This is a genomic window from Metabacillus sp. 84, assembly GCF_050107715.1.
Taxonomy (GTDB): Bacteria; Bacillota; Bacilli; order Bacillales; family Bacillaceae; genus Metabacillus_B.
The window spans coordinates 1-16,035 of record NZ_JBNILN010000020.1; the positions used below are offsets into that span (position 1 = coordinate 1).

At 45.5% G+C, this 16,035-nt stretch carries 16 protein-coding genes, 1 rRNA gene and 1 pseudogene; 17 read left to right on the forward strand and 1 reads right to left on the reverse strand.

Annotation, left to right across the window (positions count from 1 at the left end; translation table 11 throughout):
• The 12 genes and pseudogenes from rrf to rsmI all read left to right on the forward strand — a co-directional run.
• A 5S ribosomal RNA gene (gene rrf / locus ACQCV8_RS19405) occupies positions 1–98 on the forward strand; the annotation flags it as partial.
• A gap of 1,218 nt (positions 99–1,316) precedes the next feature.
• A complete protein-coding gene (locus tag ACQCV8_RS19410; RefSeq protein ID WP_426847112.1) occupies positions 1,317–1,520 on the forward strand; it encodes a sigma factor G inhibitor Gin in 204 nt (67 codons plus the stop codon).
• Between the two features lie 199 nt (positions 1,521–1,719).
• Entirely contained in the window at positions 1,720–3,138 is a 1,419-nt protein-coding gene (locus ACQCV8_RS19415) for an aminotransferase class I/II-fold pyridoxal phosphate-dependent enzyme (protein ID WP_426847138.1), read from the forward strand.
• 6 nt (positions 3,139–3,144) lie between these two features.
• Entirely contained in the window at positions 3,145–3,777 is a 633-nt protein-coding gene (gene tmk / locus ACQCV8_RS19420; protein WP_426847113.1) for a dTMP kinase, read from the forward strand.
• A gap of 13 nt (positions 3,778–3,790) precedes the next feature.
• Positions 3,791–4,120 (forward strand): cyclic-di-AMP receptor, encoded by a 330-nt coding sequence (locus ACQCV8_RS19425; protein WP_426847114.1) that lies wholly within the window; start codon positions 3,791–3,793, stop codon positions 4,118–4,120.
• Between the two features lie 12 nt (positions 4,121–4,132).
• Positions 4,133–4,573 carry a YaaR family protein gene (locus ACQCV8_RS19430; protein WP_426847115.1) on the forward strand — a complete coding sequence of 147 codons (441 nt, stop codon included), beginning with the start codon at positions 4,133–4,135 and terminating at the stop codon, positions 4,571–4,573.
• A 12-nt stretch (positions 4,574–4,585) separates the two neighbouring features.
• A complete protein-coding gene (gene holB, locus ACQCV8_RS19435) occupies positions 4,586–5,578 on the forward strand; it encodes a DNA polymerase III subunit delta' (protein ID WP_426847116.1) in 993 nt (330 codons plus the stop codon).
• 2 nt (positions 5,579–5,580) lie between these two features.
• Positions 5,581–6,408: a PSP1 domain-containing protein gene (locus ACQCV8_RS19440; RefSeq protein ID WP_426847117.1), complete on the forward strand. Its 828-nt coding sequence runs from the start codon at positions 5,581–5,583 to the stop codon at positions 6,406–6,408.
• 10 nt (positions 6,409–6,418) lie between these two features.
• A complete protein-coding gene (gene yabA, locus ACQCV8_RS19445; RefSeq protein WP_426847118.1) occupies positions 6,419–6,784 on the forward strand; it encodes a DNA replication initiation control protein YabA in 366 nt (121 codons plus the stop codon).
• A 110-nt stretch (positions 6,785–6,894) separates the two neighbouring features.
• A complete protein-coding gene (locus ACQCV8_RS19450) occupies positions 6,895–7,641 on the forward strand; it encodes a tRNA1(Val) (adenine(37)-N6)-methyltransferase (RefSeq protein ID WP_426847119.1) in 747 nt (248 codons plus the stop codon).
• Positions 7,628–7,876, forward strand: a pseudogene (locus tag ACQCV8_RS19455) (GIY-YIG nuclease family protein); the annotation flags it as partial. The gene ACQCV8_RS19450 and the pseudogene ACQCV8_RS19455, both read left to right, overlap by 14 nt.
• Before the next feature lie 31 nt (positions 7,877–7,907).
• Positions 7,908–8,786, forward strand: coding sequence for a 16S rRNA (cytidine(1402)-2'-O)-methyltransferase (rsmI, locus tag ACQCV8_RS19460; RefSeq protein WP_426847120.1), 879 nt, complete (start codon positions 7,908–7,910; stop codon positions 8,784–8,786).
• A gap of 46 nt (positions 8,787–8,832) precedes the next feature.
• On the opposite strand, the gene ACQCV8_RS19465 is transcribed toward rsmI, so the two are convergent.
• Positions 8,833–9,120: an AbrB/MazE/SpoVT family DNA-binding domain-containing protein gene (locus ACQCV8_RS19465; RefSeq protein ID WP_426847139.1), complete on the reverse strand. Its 288-nt coding sequence runs from the start codon at positions 9,118–9,120 to the stop codon at positions 8,833–8,835.
• A 494-nt stretch (positions 9,121–9,614) separates the two neighbouring features.
• Here ACQCV8_RS19465 and metG point away from each other — a divergent pair, with 494 nt between their 5' ends.
• From metG to rsmA, 5 genes are all read left to right on the forward strand, one after another.
• Positions 9,615–11,594 carry a methionine--tRNA ligase gene (gene metG / locus ACQCV8_RS19470; protein ID WP_426847140.1) on the forward strand — a complete coding sequence of 660 codons (1,980 nt, stop codon included), beginning with the start codon at positions 9,615–9,617 and terminating at the stop codon, positions 11,592–11,594.
• 206 nt (positions 11,595–11,800) lie between these two features.
• On the forward strand, positions 11,801–12,568 hold the full coding sequence (locus ACQCV8_RS19475; protein ID WP_426847121.1) for a TatD family hydrolase: 768 nt from the start codon (positions 11,801–11,803) through the stop codon (positions 12,566–12,568).
• A gap of 248 nt (positions 12,569–12,816) precedes the next feature.
• A complete protein-coding gene (locus tag ACQCV8_RS19480) occupies positions 12,817–14,049 on the forward strand; it encodes a ubiquitin-like domain-containing protein (RefSeq protein WP_426847141.1) in 1,233 nt (410 codons plus the stop codon).
• Positions 14,050–14,245: 196 nt separating this feature from the next.
• A complete protein-coding gene (gene rnmV / locus ACQCV8_RS19485; RefSeq protein WP_426847122.1) occupies positions 14,246–14,809 on the forward strand; it encodes a ribonuclease M5 in 564 nt (187 codons plus the stop codon).
• Entirely contained in the window at positions 14,802–15,686 is an 885-nt protein-coding gene (rsmA, locus tag ACQCV8_RS19490) for a 16S rRNA (adenine(1518)-N(6)/adenine(1519)-N(6))-dimethyltransferase RsmA (RefSeq protein ID WP_426847123.1), read from the forward strand. The genes rnmV and rsmA overlap by 8 nt, the downstream gene beginning before the upstream one ends.
• Positions 15,687–16,035: the final 349 nt, after the last annotated feature.

Consider the following 16,035-nt stretch of genomic DNA (forward strand, 5'->3'; position numbering starts at 1 on the left):
GAGGTCACACCCGTTCCCATACCGAACACGGAAGTTAAGCTCTTCAGCGCCGATGGTAGTTGGGGGTTTCCCCCTGCGAGAGTAGGATGTTGCCAGGTACAAGTGAAAAGGATCCGCCCGTTTTGAATGGGGGGTCCTTTTTTTGTTTGGGTTTGGGTGGGATGGAAGGGGATTGATACGCCTGGAATGGCGGGAGGGAAGAGGGCGAGCCGCATACCCGAAACCGCCTTGGCCGATGATGGTGGGAACGCCTCCTCGAGCCTGGCGGCCGGGTGCGGGGGATGCCCGGGGTGCCAATTTTGTCGAATCCTCCCGAAAAGTCGATATCCGCCCTGTTTCGGTCGATAAAAGTAAATAATAGCCGATATATTGGAAAAATGGCCGATATATTTCAATAATAGCCGATATAATGAAAATACCGACGATAACCCTTCTCACTTGAAGAATCCCATCGTTCAGCCTCTTACAATTCTAGGCATCTGCCATTCTCCCCCTATCCAATAAAAGAAAATCTCCGTAAAACCTTTGTTAAATCTGTCATTTGATTTAATTTAGACAGAATAACGCAGCATTATCGGTGACTTCGCAACTTCCTCCACCATACGCCTGAAATCACAGTAGGGAAGCGAGCCGCATACCCGAAACCGCCTTAGCCGATGATGGGAACGCCTCCTCGAGTTCGGCTGCCGGGTGCGGGGGGGCCAACTTTGTCGAATCCTCCCGAAAAGTCGATATCCGCCCCGTTGCGGCCAATATAATAAAAATACCGCCGATACCCTCCAAAACAGCCAGCTTACAAAGTACTTTACCCTCGACTTATCCTGTTGCCGCACTGACAGCCGTTATCAAAGCTAGCCGCGAACTCAAAATCCTCCTTTTATATCATCAAAATCAAATGGATTCTCCAATTCAGCAACAGCCCCTTATCGCAAGCTGAAATCCAGGTACCTTTTCAGCCGCTCTCACAAACCGACACACAAGCTGAACCGCAATTCCCCATTGTCCAGCCTGCCGTCCCCATCAATCAGCTGCTCCCCCAGCGCGCGCTGTGCATGCAGCAGCGGCTTTGAGGTCTACCGGAAGCCCCGCCCGCCCCTTGCTCTACATCATCAAGTGCGTCCGATCTTCCACCCAGCCTTTACCGTGAAAATTCCCATTCGCCCAGCAATGCCAGTTTAACTTTTATAGACATACACAGATAGGCGGATGCCCTCATACATTAAGGGCAGAGGGTGAAATGAGGATATATATAAAATTCTGAAACTTGTATACAAATAGCCGCCGCTGGCCAAAATAGCAGTATGGAGGTGGAGGAAATGAATGAGAAAAGAACTGGGGTTCCTGATGGCGAAACATGTATTATCTGCGGGGTGTGTAAGCCAGAAGGAATACATCTCTATACCAGCTTTGTATGCACTGCATGTGAGGCAGAAATAGTGGCAACGGAACCTGATGCACCAAAGTATGATTATTTTGTGAAAAAACTAAGAAGCGTGAAAGCGCCGCCTTTGTATTCTTAATGACCTGCAAGGGTCTTTTTCTTTTATTAAGGTGTTCCTAATGCTTACCCCCAAGGTGACATGGGTGAGCAGAGATTCAATCATCGAGGAGAGTTAAGGGTCCTGTCCAAATTGGACATTACTTGGAATCATTGCTGAAGAGTAGTGTAAAAATTGGTATAATGGAAGTATCGTTTATAAAGGATGGGACCTCTTGCTTATGAACACTCCATTGTTTACAGCTCTTATGAAGCACCAGCAGAATAATCCGGTATCTTTTCATGTGCCGGGGCATAAAAATGGGAAGCTGTTTTCCAGGGAAGCTGCCTGCTATTTTAACGAAGTGCTGAAGCTGGATGTTACAGAGCTTACCGGACTTGATGATCTGCACGATCCACGCGGTGTAATACGAGAAGCCGAAGAACTTGCCGCCTCTTTATATGGAGCTGAAAGAACGTATTTCCTTGTTAATGGGTCTACCGCAGGCAATTTGGCTATGATTCTTGCCTGCTGCGGGGAAGGGGATACAGTCCTCGTGCAAAGAAACAGTCATAAGTCCGTTATGAATTCTTTGGAGCTGGCAAAAGCAGACCCGGTTTTTTTAAGTCCTAAAATAGATTCTGTCCTTCATGTTCCTTCATATGTAGAAGAAGAGAGCATGGCAGAGGCGATACGTGCTTTTCCTCATGCAAAAGCGCTTATTGTGACCAATCCGAATTATTACGGAGTAACGGCGGATCTTTCAAATACCATTCGTCTTGCTCATTCCTATGGCATTCCGGTACTGGTGGATGAGGCGCACGGCGCCCACTTTGGAGCCGGTGCTCCGTTTCCCAAGTCAGCTATTGCTATGGGTGCAGACGCTGTTGTCCAGTCAGCTCATAAAACTTTGCCGGCGATGACTATGGGCTCTTATCTTCATGTTAGCGGTTCTTTGCTGGAAAAGGATCGGATAGGAAAAATATTATCGATGCTCCAAACAAGCAGTCCATCCTATCCGATTATGGCTTCACTTGATTTGGCAAGGGCCTATCTTCAAGATATCAAAGAGAGTGGAAGTGCGGCGCAGATGGCAGAAAATGCCCGGGAGATCCGGGAGTACTTCCATTCTGTAAAGGGAATTAGAGCGGTAAGCACGTCTGATCCGAACGCAGCATCGGATCCATTGAAGTTTTCCCTCGTTTCTGATTGCGGACTCTCAGGGTTTGAGCTTCAGAATCGCTTTGAAAGGCTTGGAGTTTTTGGAGAGCTTGCAGACGAACAGAATTTCCTGTTGATTGCAGGTCTTGGAAATGCGTCTCTGCCTGAGCGAATGATGGATCATGATGCATTTCTCCAAGGCGGAAAAGCGGGGGAGAAAAGAACGCCGGTGTCATTTCCGGTCCTGCCTCTTACGAAACTGGCATTTTCATATAGAGAGATGGAACGTTTAGAAAAAGAAGAAGTTCATATCAGCGTCTCTGCTGGCAGAGTCTTAGCAGAACCCATCATTCCCTATCCTCCCGGCATTCCCCTTGTGCTGTCAGGGGAAAAAATAAGCGAGCAGCATATTAGCTGGATTCTCCAGCTGAAAAAAAGCGGCGCGCGGTTCCAGGGGAGCGGGGAGATGGGAACGGCAGTTGTATATAAGAAAGGTTGAGTGGAATTGAAAGGCTGTTTTATTACATTTGAGGGTCCAGAGGGCGCCGGCAAAACGACCATATTAAAGGAAATTCATAAAAGGCTCCTTGAAAAGGAAGTCATGACAGTAGCTACCCGGGAACCAGGGGGCATCAAGATCGCAGAGCAAATCCGCCGTGTTATTTTAGATCTGGAGAATACGGAAATGGATCCACGAACCGAAGCTCTCCTATATGCGGCCGCCAGGAGACAGCATTTAGTCGAAAAAGTGCTGCCCGCTTTAAAAGAAGGAAAAGTCGTCCTGTGTGACCGGTTTCTGGACAGCTCCCTTGCTTATCAAGGCTATGCCAGAGGGCTCGGAATGGATGAAGTGCTATCGATTAACCTGTTTGCTATTGAAGACATTTTGCCGGATCTGACTATTTATTTTGATATACCGGCTGAAGCAGGTCTTAAGCGGGTATATGCGGGTGAAAATAGAGAAGTAAACAGGCTGGATAACGAAAATCTTCAATTTCACGATAAAGTACAAGAAGGTTACAGGATCATTAAAACTCAAAACCCTGACAGAATCGCTTCCGTTAATGCGGAACAGCCGCCGGAAAAGGTAGCTGAGGACGTATGGACGCTCATTCAAAAAAAACTGTCTCTATCTTAAGGAGGAATTTAGCATGAAAATGGTTATCGCCATCGTACAGGATCAGGATACAAACCGGTTAATTAAATCTCTCACAGACCATAATTTCAGAGTTACGAAGCTTGCAACCTCCGGAGGCTTTTTAAAATCAGGAAATACGACCATCATGATCGGTACAGAGGAAATCAGAGTCCAGAAGGCTCTTCAGATTATAAAAGACAGCTGTAAGTCCCGCGAACAGCTTGTAGCTCCTGTGTCTCCAATGGGAGGGAACGCGGATTCCTACGTTCCTTACCCGGTGGAAGTGGAGGTTGGAGGAGCAACGGTGTTTGTTTTGCCTGTGGAAGAATTCCACCAATTTTAAGGAGCAGGAAAAATGAAAATTAACCAGGATATACGAGTACCAGTCGATAAACGGGAAGTGCGTCAGCAGGATTCTTCTGCAGCAGCTGGAAGCTTCCGTCATGCCGTATTAAAAGAAGCGGGTCAAATGAAAGTTCAGCAGCTGAACCTGATGATCCAGGAGCTCGAATCAACGGGAAGCAGGCTTGCAAGGTCCAGAAACTTTCAGGATTTGGCAAAGGTAAAAGGCCTCGTAAAAAAAATTATCCAGGAAGCGGTAGATTACGGCTTGAAGCTGAAGGAATCAAAAGGCTGGGACTTTCATGGGAACAGCCGTTCGCTTACGGTTGTTGAGCAAATTGACGAAAAACTTGTTGCCTTAACAGAAGATATTTTAAATAAAGAGAAGACCTCCATAGACATCCTCGGTACGGTCGGAGAAATCCGGGGGATGCTGGTTAATTTATATATATAGCGAGTGATGCTTATGAATAGGACTTGGAAGGAGCTGGAGGCTTATCAGCCAAGAGTGCTGAAGCTTCTTGAAAACAGCATAAGGAAAAAAAGGCTGGCCCATGCTTATTTGTTTGAAGGGAAGAAAGGGACCGGAAAAAAGGAAACGGCTTTTCTGCTTGCAAAAAGTTTTTTCTGCACGGATCGAGAGACCGCTGAGCCTTGCGGTGATTGCAGCAGCTGCAGAAGAATTGAATCCGGAAATCACCCGGATCTGCATGTGATTGAGCCCGAAGGACTTTCGATCAAAAAACACCAGATTCAGAGCCTGCAGGAAGAGTTTTCGAAGAAAGGTCTTGAATCATCTAAAAAGTTTTATATGATTTCCCATGCGGATAAGATGACGGCCAATGCAGCCAACAGCCTCTTGAAGTTCCTTGAGGAGCCGGGAGCTGACACGATTGCCGTGCTTACAACTTCGCAAGTCCATTCGATTTTAGATACGATTCAGTCAAGATGCCAAGTCCTTCCATTCAGTCCGCTCCCCTCTTATATTATTCGGCAGGAGCTTGAAAAAGAGGGTGTAATTGGATATATGGCGGCTGCGGCGGCCCAAATGACGAATAATCTTGGCGATGCTAGCGAATTAAGTCGAAATGATTGGTTTGCAGAAGCTAGAGCGTTAGTGATAAAATTGTATGAAGCCTTGACGGTTCGAAAGGAACAGGCTATTGTTTTTATTCATACTCAATGGATGCCATTTTTTTCAGATAAGGATCTTCAGGCGCAAGGGCTGGATTTATTATTATTTTTATATAAAGACCTTCTCTCCATTCAGGTGGGAATGGAAGATGCAATCATCTATATAGATATGAAGGAATCCTTGAAGCAGGAGGCCCTTCAGACAGGTCAGCAACGTATAACAGAGAAGGTATTGAGCATATTGGAGACCAAGCGGAGGCTCCACTCAAATGCGAATCCGCAGCTTTTGATGGAGCAGCTGGTTTTAGCGTTGCAGGAGGGATAATTTTGTATGATGTAGTAGGGGTCCGGTTTAAGAAAGCCGGCAAGATTTATTATTTCGACCCGAACGGGTTTGATATAGATGAGAACGATTGTGTCATCGTGGAGACAGTTCGAGGAGTGGAATTCGGCAAAATTGTCGTTTCAAATAAAAAAGTGGACGAGCATGACGTTGTCCTGCCGCTTAAAAAGGTATTGCGCGTAGCTGACCAAAGAGACCGCATGCTGGTGGAAGAAAATCACACCGCTGCGCTTCAGGCATACGAAACGTGCCAGCAAAAAGTGGCCGAGCACGGACTTGATATGAAGCTGGTAGATGTGGAATATACCTTTGACCGCAACAAGGTCATTTTCTATTTTACGGCCGACGGGAGAGTAGACTTCCGCGAATTGGTGAAGGATTTAGCCTCTATTTTTAAAACGAGAATAGAATTGCGCCAGATTGGTGTCCGGGATGAAGCGAAAATGCTTGGCGGAATCGGCCCGTGCGGCAGAATGCTCTGCTGTTCCACGTTTTTGGGAGACTTTGAACCGGTCAGCATTAAGATGGCAAAGGACCAGAACCTTTCTCTTAATCCAACCAAAATTTCCGGATTATGCGGCCGCCTCATGTGCTGCCTGAAATATGAAAATGATGAATATGAATCCGCGAAAGAATTGCTTCCGGATCTGGGAGAAATAATTAACACCCCGAATGGAAAAGGCAAAGTGGTCGGATTGAACATATTGGAGCGGATTCTGCAGGTTCAGCTGAAGGAACGCGATGGAGTCGTTGAATTCAGCTGGGAAGAGCTTCAGCAGGAAGGCGCCGTATCGATGCAATCCACAGAATGAGGTGGAAAGATTGGAGAAAAAAGAAATCTTCGAATCTGTGACCAGTTTGGAAGAGCAAATTGGATCCTTATATAACCAGCTGGGTGACTTAAAGCAGCATATTGCAGAGCTGATCGAAGAGAATCATGCCTTATCTCTGGAAAATCAAAATTTAAGGAGACGGCTCGAGCTGTCTTCTGGAGAAGATGAAGCCCCTCATACCAACCCGGAGAGGAAGCATCTTCCCACTGAAGAAGACAGCGTGGACATTAGCGAAGGGTATGATAATCTTGCCAGGCTGTATCAGGAAGGTTTTCATATATGCAATGTTCACTATGGAAGTCTCAGAAAAGATGGAGACTGTCTGTTCTGCTTGTCATTCCTCAATAAAAAGTAGCCTCCCGTTTCTTTGGGGGCTTTTTTTATCATCTTGGACAAAAAGTCACCGCAATACGATCTTGCACAGTGTGCATCAGTTTAAAGGACAGGTAAAGAAAGGATCGAACAATGAAACCAGAACTTATAGGGGATGAAAGACTGGATTACTTATTGGCAGAAAATCTCCGCATCATTCAAAGCCCCACTGTTTTTGCTTTTTCATTGGATGCTGTACTTCTTGCAAAATTTGCCTATATGCCGATTCAAAAAGGGAATGTCATAGATTTGTGTACTGGAAATGCAGTGGTGCCGCTTCTGTTAAGCACCCGCTCAAAGGCCCGCATAACCGGAGTGGAGATACAAGAGCGGCTGTATGATATGGGAAAACGGAGTGTCGGGTACAATTCACTTGACCGGCAAATCGAAATGATTCACGGTGATCTGAAGGAGATGCCTTCCATCCTTGGACACCAGAAGTATGATGTGGTGACATGCAATCCGCCCTATTTTAAAACCCCGCAAAAACGGGAACAAAATGAAAACGAACATCTCGCTATCGCAAGGCACGAAATCCACTGTACATTGGAGGATGTCGTCCGCGTCAGCAGCCAGCTTGTCAGGCCTGGCGGCAAAGTTGCGTTTGTTCACCGTCCGGGGCGGCTTCTTGAAATCACGGAATGGATGAAGCATTATAAGATTGAGCCGAAAAGAATTCAATTTGTTTATCCAAAGAAAGGCCGGGAAGCGAACACCCTTTTAATAGAAGGAATAAAAAATGGACAGCCCGACCTGAAGATTCTTCCGCCGCTGTTTGTGTATGACGAAAGCAATGAATACACGAAGGAAGTCAGGACCATCCTTTATGGAGAAGAATAATCATTGTTTCTATGTACTGGAGTGCAGGGACGGAAGCTATTACGGCGGGTATACGAATCATCTTGAACAAAGGATCAAAACACACAATGACGGCAAAGGGGCAAAATATACAAGAGCCCGGCGTCCCGTCGAGCTGCTGTATGCTGCCCGATTCGAAACGAAAAATGAAGCGATGAGAGAAGAGTACTTTTTTAAGAGGCTGACAAGAAAAAGCAAAGAAAAATACCTGGAAGAACACCTTCCAATCTGGAAAAGGATGAATGAGGATGCAGACACAGCAGAGCTTCAGGGAGAGGCCGGAAGCGGGGGTACTTTATCTCGTTCCGACACCCATAGGAAACCTTGAGGATATGACGTTCAGGGCGATTCGGATTTTAAAGGAAGCGGATTTAATTGCTGCAGAGGATACAAGGCAGACAAAAAAACTGTGCAGCCACTTTGAAATCGACACACCGCTGACCAGCTATCATGAGCACAATAAGCAAAGCAGCGGATTTAAGATCCTGGATTATGTAAAAGAGGGAAAAACCGTTGCTCTCGTCAGTGACGCCGGCATGCCTACAATATCCGACCCGGGAAGTGAGCTGGTGGAAGCGGCTCTGGAAGAAAACCTGACAGTTATTCCGCTTCCTGGAGCGAATGCTGCACTGACGGCCCTCATTGCTTCAGGTCTATCACCGCAGCCTTTCTTCTTTTACGGATTTTTACACCGGCAGAAAAAAGAGAAGAAAAAGGAACTGGAACAATTGAAGTCTCTTAGAGAAACGGTCATATTTTATGAGTCCCCGCATCGATTAAAGGACACCCTTGCAATAATGGAAGAAATACTCGGAGACCGAAAAGCTGTGCTTTCCAGGGAGCTTACTAAGAAATTTGAAGAATTTATCAGGGGGACGCTTTCGGAAGCAAGGGAATGGGCACAGTCCAACGAGATACGCGGAGAGTTCTGCTTACTAGTCGAAGGGATGCCTGAAGGGGAGGAAGTAGTAGAAGAAGATCACTGGTGGAACGGTTTGGGACTTAATACCCATATTGAGCATTATATTGAAAAAGGAATGACTTCAAAGGAAGCGATCAAAACAGTTGCGGTTGAGAGAGGATTGCCGAAAAGAGAGGTATACAACGAGTATCATCAAGAGGAATAGAGAAATTGTCCAAATAAAAAGTCCCTGACCAGGGACTTTTTATTTATTACTTGGATTGGAATTGATTTTGAATTTCCTGGATCAGCTGTTCAGCGCCTTCTTTGCTAAGCACCAATTTGCCGTTAGCCAATGTCATGTTGTCATCGGAAACTTCACCCGTTACGTGGCAAGTCATATTCGGCTTATATTTTTTCAAAATGATTCTTTCATCATCCACATAAATTTCAAGTGCGTCTTTTTCTGCAATTCCTAGTGTACGGCGCAATTCAATCGGAATCACCACGCGTCCTAGTTCGTCAACCTTACGTACAATACCTGTAGATTTCATTTGAATGTTCTCCTCCCGTATTTTGCTATATATGCTTTTTTTCTCTTAACTTCGTCATTATTCGACAAAATTTATTTGCTTCATAAGCATAACAGTGTTTCCAAATTACGTCAATATTTTTGTTTTGAATAATTAAAGACAATTTAGTGAATAGCTGCTGACACCTTATTTAATAGGATTTGGTATAAAATAAGTACCCTAAAAAATAGGAAAATAAACTTAAATAACCCAGTGGAATGTTATATAAACAATAGCTTTCTAGTAATATAATTATAAACACCTTTCGACAAAATTCAACATAATCCTTGGAGAATCCAGCATTTGGATGATCAGCAGTATCATATAATTCCTCTGGTGACCCAATTTTTTGTCCATATAGCGGTATATTTTCTTGATATTGAAGGCTAAGATGGTATCATAAAGAGTAGATGCGAGATAGCAAATATGCTCTCGTCCTTTGGGACGGGAGCATTTCTTCTAATTTACGGCAAGGAGTGGAAATCATGGAGAGCAAGAAGACGTTTTACATTACAACTCCGATTTATTATCCAAGCGGAAATTTACATATTGGGCATGCCTATACGACAACAGCAGGCGATGCCATGGCAAGATATAAGCGCATGCGCGGATTTGATGTCATGTACTTAACCGGGACGGATGAGCATGGGCAAAAGATTCAGCAGAAGGCAGCCGAAAAAGGCATCTCTCCTCAGGAATACGTAGATGGGATTGTCGACGGGATCAAAAGCCTCTGGAAGCGGATGGACATTTCCTATGACGATTTCATTCGCACGACAGAAGACCGCCACAAAGAAGTAGTCGAAAAAATCTTTAAGCAGCTCCTTGATCAAGGGGACATTTACCTCGACGAATATGAAGGCTGGTATTCCATCCCCGATGAAACGTATTACACGGCCCATCAGCTTGATGATCCTATTATGGAAAACGGGAAAATCACCGGCGGGAAAAGCCCGGATAGCGGCCACCCGGTTGAGCTTGTTAAAGAGCAGTCCTATTTCTTCAAGGTAGGAAAATACGCTGACCGGCTGCTTAAGTATTATGAGGAGAACCCTGAATTCATTCAGCCTGAATCCCGCAAAAATGAGATGATCAATAATTTCATTAAACCTGGCCTGGAAGACCTGGCCGTATCCAGAACTTCCTTTGATTGGGGAGTAAAAGTGCCGGGGGATCCGAAGCATGTGATTTACGTATGGATCGATGCCTTATCCAACTACATTACAGCACTTGGCTATGGCACAGACCACGATGAAAAATACCGGGCGTATTGGCCGGCGGATGTTCACTTAATGAGTAAAGAAATTGTCCGGTTCCATACCATTTACTGGCCTATTATGCTTATGGCTCTTGATCTTCCTCTTCCGAAAAAGGTATTCGCCCATGGCTGGCTGCTGATGAAGGATGGGAAGATGTCCAAATCAAAAGGAAACGTAGTCGACCCGATTACTCTTATTGACCGCTATGGCCTTGATGCACTCCGCTACTATTTGCTGAGGGAGGTGCCGTTCGGTTCTGATGGGGTATTTACTCCTGAAGGATTTGTTGAACGATTGAATTATGACCTGGCGAATGATTTGGGAAATCTGCTGAATCGCACAGTTGCGATGATTGATAAATATTTTGACGGCTCCATTCCCGCTTATCAGGGCTCTGTCACTGAATTTGACCGGGTGCTTGAGGAAATGAACCGCACAGCGGCTGAGCGGTACGAGGAAGCAATGGAAAAGATGGAATTCTCGGTTGCCCTTGCTTCTGTCTGGCAGCTCGTAAGCCGTACGAATAAATATATTGATGAGACACAGCCGTGGACTTTAGCTAAAGATGAAGGGAAAATGGATGACCTTCGTTCAGTTATGCATCACCTTGCAGAATCACTTAGAAGAATCGGAATTCTTTTGCAGCCGTTCTTAACGGAAACGCCTGCTAAAATCTTTGCGCAGCTCGGAATTCAGGACAAGTCTCTCCAGCAATGGGACAGTCTGAACACATTCGGCCATATAAAGGATGTAAAAGTAGCCAAAGGAGACCCGATCTTCCCGCGCCTGGAAATGGCTGAAGAGGTGGAATACATCAAATCCCAAATGTCCGGAGGCACTCCTGTCCAGGAAGATCCGGAAGAAGAGATCGAAGAAGCTGCTGAAATTACGGTGGAGGACTTTTTTAAAGTGGAGCTGCGTGTTGCGGAGGTCGTCCATGCCGAACCTGTCAAGAAAGCAGACAAACTTCTGAAGCTGCAGCTGGACTTAGGTACAGAAAAGCGCCAGGTTGTATCAGGGATCGCGAAGCACTACTCTCCTGAGGACCTAACTGGCAAAAAAGTCATTTGCGTTACGAATCTTAAACCGGTCAAGCTGAGGGGAGAACTTTCCCAGGGGATGATTTTAGCCGGCGACCACGACGGAGTTTTGTCCCTCGCAACAGTCGATCAGTCTTTGGCCAACGGCACAATCATTAAATAATTTGGCATAACAGGCTCATAACTTGTCGAAGGAGGTGTTCCACGTGTAACATTTTGGTGGAATGCCTCTTTTTTTGCTTTTTAGGCAAATATACTATAGAAGTTGTTTTGGTTTCAGGCAGCCGGGCTTCCCTGGGATTAAGACGCGGAGGCCATCTGCCGCAGGGTATTTCTAAAACACAAAAGTTAGAAAGGAGTACATAGAACATGCTATTCGATACACATGCTCATTTGAACGCCGTGCAGTTCAACGAAGACCTTGAAGAAGTCATTGAAAGGGCTAAAGCGGAAGGGGTAGAAAAAATTGTGGTGGTGGGTTTTGATACGGAAACCATCACTAGAGCAATGGAGCTCACCGAGACGTATGACTTTATTTATGCAGCGGTCGGCTGGCATCCGGTTGACGCGATTGATATGAAGGAGGAGGATCTGGATTGGATCAAAGAGCTGGCCTCCCATCCAAAGGTTGTAGCGATCGGCGAAATGGGCTTGGATTACCATTGGGATAAATCTCCGAAAGATATCCAAAAAGAGGTGTTCAGAAAACAAATCGCCTTGGCAAAGGAAGTAAAGCTTCCAATTATTATTCATAATCGTGACGCCACAGCAGACGTTGTGCAAATCCTGAAAGAAGAAAAAGCGGAAGAGGTTGGCGGAATTATGCACTGTTTCACAGGAAGTGCAGAAGTTGCGAAGGAGTGCATCGATATGAATTTTTATATCTCATTTGGAGGACCTGTTACGTTTAAAAATGCCAAGAAGCCAAAAGAGGTGGCAGCTGAAATTCCGCTCGACAGGCTCTTAATTGAAACCGATTGTCCTTACCTGACTCCTCACCCGTACAGAGGAAAGCGGAATGAACCAGGCTACGTAAAATATGTGGCCGAGGAGATTGCGGAGCTCAGGGGAATGACCTATGAGGAAATTGCCCGTCACACGATGGAAAATGCAAAAAAATGTTTCGGCATTTCCTGACAGCATTCCCTGTCAAATGACGGGGAAGCTTGTCCCCTATCCTGCAAATTCAAAATTGTTCTACATTCATCCGTGCGTGCATAGGATAACCTTGTCGACAAGTTCTTCTTCCTTTTTCACTATTTTCTAAGCATAATAGGACCAGCGGCTAGAAAATTTAGAAAAAAGTGGTGAGGGTTGACAGGTGGAGTGATACTCTATATAATCACTCGGAGGATAAGGAGGCGTTTTTCATAGTGATAGAAAACTTGAAAAAGCTGTTTTCCGATAAGATGAGTAAAAATAAACTCATCCTCTCCGTTACTAGTTTGCTAGTAATGGGAACAGGCACTGCTTTCGGTACATATGAGGGAACGAAAGATGCGATAACTGTTTCTGTGAACGGAAATGAGGAGACGATTAGAACGCACGCAGACACCGTAGGCGATTTATTTGCAGATTTAGATATAGATGTGCGCGATCACGACGAGCTATCCCATTCGGAGAACACAAAATTAGACAGCAACATGAAGATTGTCTACGAAGCGGCCCAGCCGGTAACGCTTGAAGACAACGGCAAGGAACAAACTGTGTGGACCACAGCTGATACTGTAGGCGAATTGCTAAAAGAAGAAGGCATAAAAACTTCCCGCCACGACGAGATCAGCCCTTCACCAGAGACGAAGATAACCAATCAGCTTTCCCTCTCCATCAACCGGGCTTTCCAGCTGACCATGAATGTAGGCGGCAAAGAGAAAAAGGTTTGGACCACTTCGACTACGGTCGCTGACTTTTTAAAGGAACAGAAGATTACTCTCAATTCATTAGACAAAGTTGAGCCAGGATTAGACGACACGTTACAGGCTAAAGATGCAGTAACTGTAAAACGCATAGAAAAAGTCACCGATGTAGTGGAAGAACCGCTTGATTTCGCTGTCGTTAAGAAAAATGACGGCAATTTGGAACGCGGGAAGCAAGAAGTAGTGGAAGAAGGCAAAAAGGGATCTAAGAAAAACCACTTTGAAGTAGTGAAGGAAAACGGGAAAGTAGTATCCCGCAAGCTAGTCAAAGAGGAAACTGTGAAAAAGAGTGCGGACCGCATCGTTGCCATTGGCACAAAGGAGAAAGAGGCGCCTAAAGCTGTACCTGCCGTATCAAAGCCTGCTTCGGCAGCTCCTAAAGCCATCGCATCCAGAAATGACGATTCCGCTTCAAAAGAATTATATGTTACATCGACTGCTTACACTGCAAGCTGCAGCGGCTGTTCAGGCCGTACGGCTACCGGTGTGAACTTAAAGGCAAATCCAAACGCCAAAGTGATTGCTGTTGATCCCGGCGTTATTCCGCTGGGCACTAAGGTGCATGTAGAAGGCTACGGATACGCAGTAGCGGCAGATACAGGATCAGCCATCAACGGGAATAAGATTGATGTCTTTTTCCCTGACCAATCGTCAGCTATAAATTGGGGCAGCAAACGGGTGAAAATAAAAATCCTCGATTAATACTCACCTGTTTTCCAGCCGCTGAATGTATACAGACAGAGGGACGATCCCCTCTGTCTTTTTTATGGATTTTAACCGCTGAAGGGAAAACAGAGGGATTATATTTAACATGGATGTTGCGTTATAATAACGATAATTGACTTTCGAATATAAGACGATTCAGGAATTCCGAAAGTTTCATGATTTGGAGGAAAAAATGAAAATAAAAGAAATCATTGTAGTGGAGGGGCGCGACGATACAGTCGCCATTAAAAGAGCCGTCACTGCAGATACAATAGAAACAAATGGATCCGCGATCGGAGACGATGTGCTGGAGCGGGTCAGGCTTGCCCAGGCAGGCAGAGGCGTTATTATTTTTACCGATCCCGATTTTCCGGGAGAAAAGATAAGAAAGACGGTGGCTGAAGCAGTTCCAGGCTGCAAGCATGCATTCATCGAAAAAGCGGATGCGCGCCCCAAAAAAGGACGCGGAATTGGGGTTGAGCATGCTTCTCCTGAGGCCATTAGAGAAGCCTTGAGAGAAGTGAAGGCAGAAATGGCAGAGATCCCTTCTGACTGGAGCCAGGAAGACCTCCTTCAATACGGCCTTATCGGACATCCGTTGGCCAAGGTGCGCAGAGAAAAACTTGGAACGGAATTAAAAATCGGCTACACAAACGGTAAACAGCTGCTGAAAAGACTGCAGATGTTTCAGATATCCAGAAACCATTATGAAGACGCAATGAACAGGATCCTGCAGGAGGAAGAAAAACATGACTAAAGATATCGCCACTCCGGCACGCACAAAAGAGATATTAAAAAAATACGGATTTTCTTTTAAAAAGAGCCTTGGCCAGAACTTTTTAATTGATACAAATGTTCTGCACCGGATCGTTGATCATGCAGAGGTAGGGGAAGAAACCGGGGTGATTGAAATCGGCCCCGGAATCGGAGCGCTGACTGAACAGCTTGCCAAACGGGCAAAAAAAGTAGTCGCCTTCGAGATTGACCAGCGCCTGCTGCCCATCCTTAGTGATACGCTGGCCTCCTGCACCAATGTTAAAATCATTCACGAAGACGTTCTGAAGGCGAACGTAAGGCAAGTAATCGAAGAAGAATTTAAAGACTGCAAAGAAGTGATGGTAGTAGCCAACCTTCCTTATTATGTGACGACACCGATTATTATGAAGCTTCTCGAAGATCAGCTTCCGCTAAAGGGAATTGTGGTCATGCTTCAGAAGGAGGTTGCCGACCGGATCGCTGCAGCAGCCTCTACAAAGGAGTACGGCTCTCTTTCTATTGCGATTCAGTATTATACGGAAGCAAAAACGGTTATGACGGTTCCTAAGACGGTATTCATTCCCCAGCCGAATGTAGACTCCGCTGTGATTCGTCTGCTGAAGAGGGATAAACCGGCTGCTGAAATGCAAAACGAAGATTTTTTCTTCGAACTGATGAGAGCTTCGTTTGCTCAAAGAAGAAAAACGCTGATGAACAACATTCTCCAGCAATATCCTGTCGGAAAAGCTATTAAAGAGGAATTGGAGCAGCAGCTGAATGATGCAGGCATCGATCCAAGACGCCGGGGAGAATCGCTGACTATCGAGGAATTTGCAAAAGCATCCGATGTGCTTTATCCGCTGCTGAAAACGAAATAAGGATTGCTGCGGCCGGCCTGAAAAGAGGTGAAATCTTTTCAGGACCGGTCTTTTTTAGGTTCCTTTGAGCGGGAATGGTGTACCGCCAGCATTATGAATAGCAAGGCGGGGGTCTTCCATGCGGCCCCCTGTGAACGCTAGATGGAAAAGCGGTGCCGGAGCAGCAAAACGGGAATTAACACGATGCCCTTGCGCGGTTTCGAGAAGGCATGTAGCATAATTTGTCGAGAAGTCGATATATGGGTGAAGTAGGTCGATATATAGGTGGAATAGGTCGATATAATAAAATTTCGGTCGATTTATTAGGAGTACCGGTCGATATAATTTAATCTGGGTCGATATCTTACGC

Coding starts and splice junctions, on each gene's coding strand:
- ACQCV8_RS19410 (WP_426847112.1), top strand. CDS start 1,317: ATGAATGAGAAAAGAACTGGGGTTCCTGATGGCGAAACATGTATTATC.
- ACQCV8_RS19415 (WP_426847138.1), top strand. CDS start 1,720: ATGAACACTCCATTGTTTACAGCTCTTATGAAGCACCAGCAGAATAAT.
- ACQCV8_RS19425 (WP_426847114.1), top strand. CDS start 3,791: ATGAAAATGGTTATCGCCATCGTACAGGATCAGGATACAAACCGGTTA.
- ACQCV8_RS19430 (WP_426847115.1), top strand. CDS start 4,133: ATGAAAATTAACCAGGATATACGAGTACCAGTCGATAAACGGGAAGTG.
- holB (WP_426847116.1), top strand. CDS start 4,586: ATGAATAGGACTTGGAAGGAGCTGGAGGCTTATCAGCCAAGAGTGCTG.
- ACQCV8_RS19450 (WP_426847119.1), top strand. CDS start 6,895: ATGAAACCAGAACTTATAGGGGATGAAAGACTGGATTACTTATTGGCA.
- rsmI (WP_426847120.1), top strand. CDS start 7,908: ATGCAGACACAGCAGAGCTTCAGGGAGAGGCCGGAAGCGGGGGTACTT.
- ACQCV8_RS19475 (WP_426847121.1), top strand. CDS start 11,801: ATGCTATTCGATACACATGCTCATTTGAACGCCGTGCAGTTCAACGAA.
- rnmV (WP_426847122.1), top strand. CDS start 14,246: ATGAAAATAAAAGAAATCATTGTAGTGGAGGGGCGCGACGATACAGTC.
- rsmA (WP_426847123.1), top strand. CDS start 14,802: ATGACTAAAGATATCGCCACTCCGGCACGCACAAAAGAGATATTAAAA.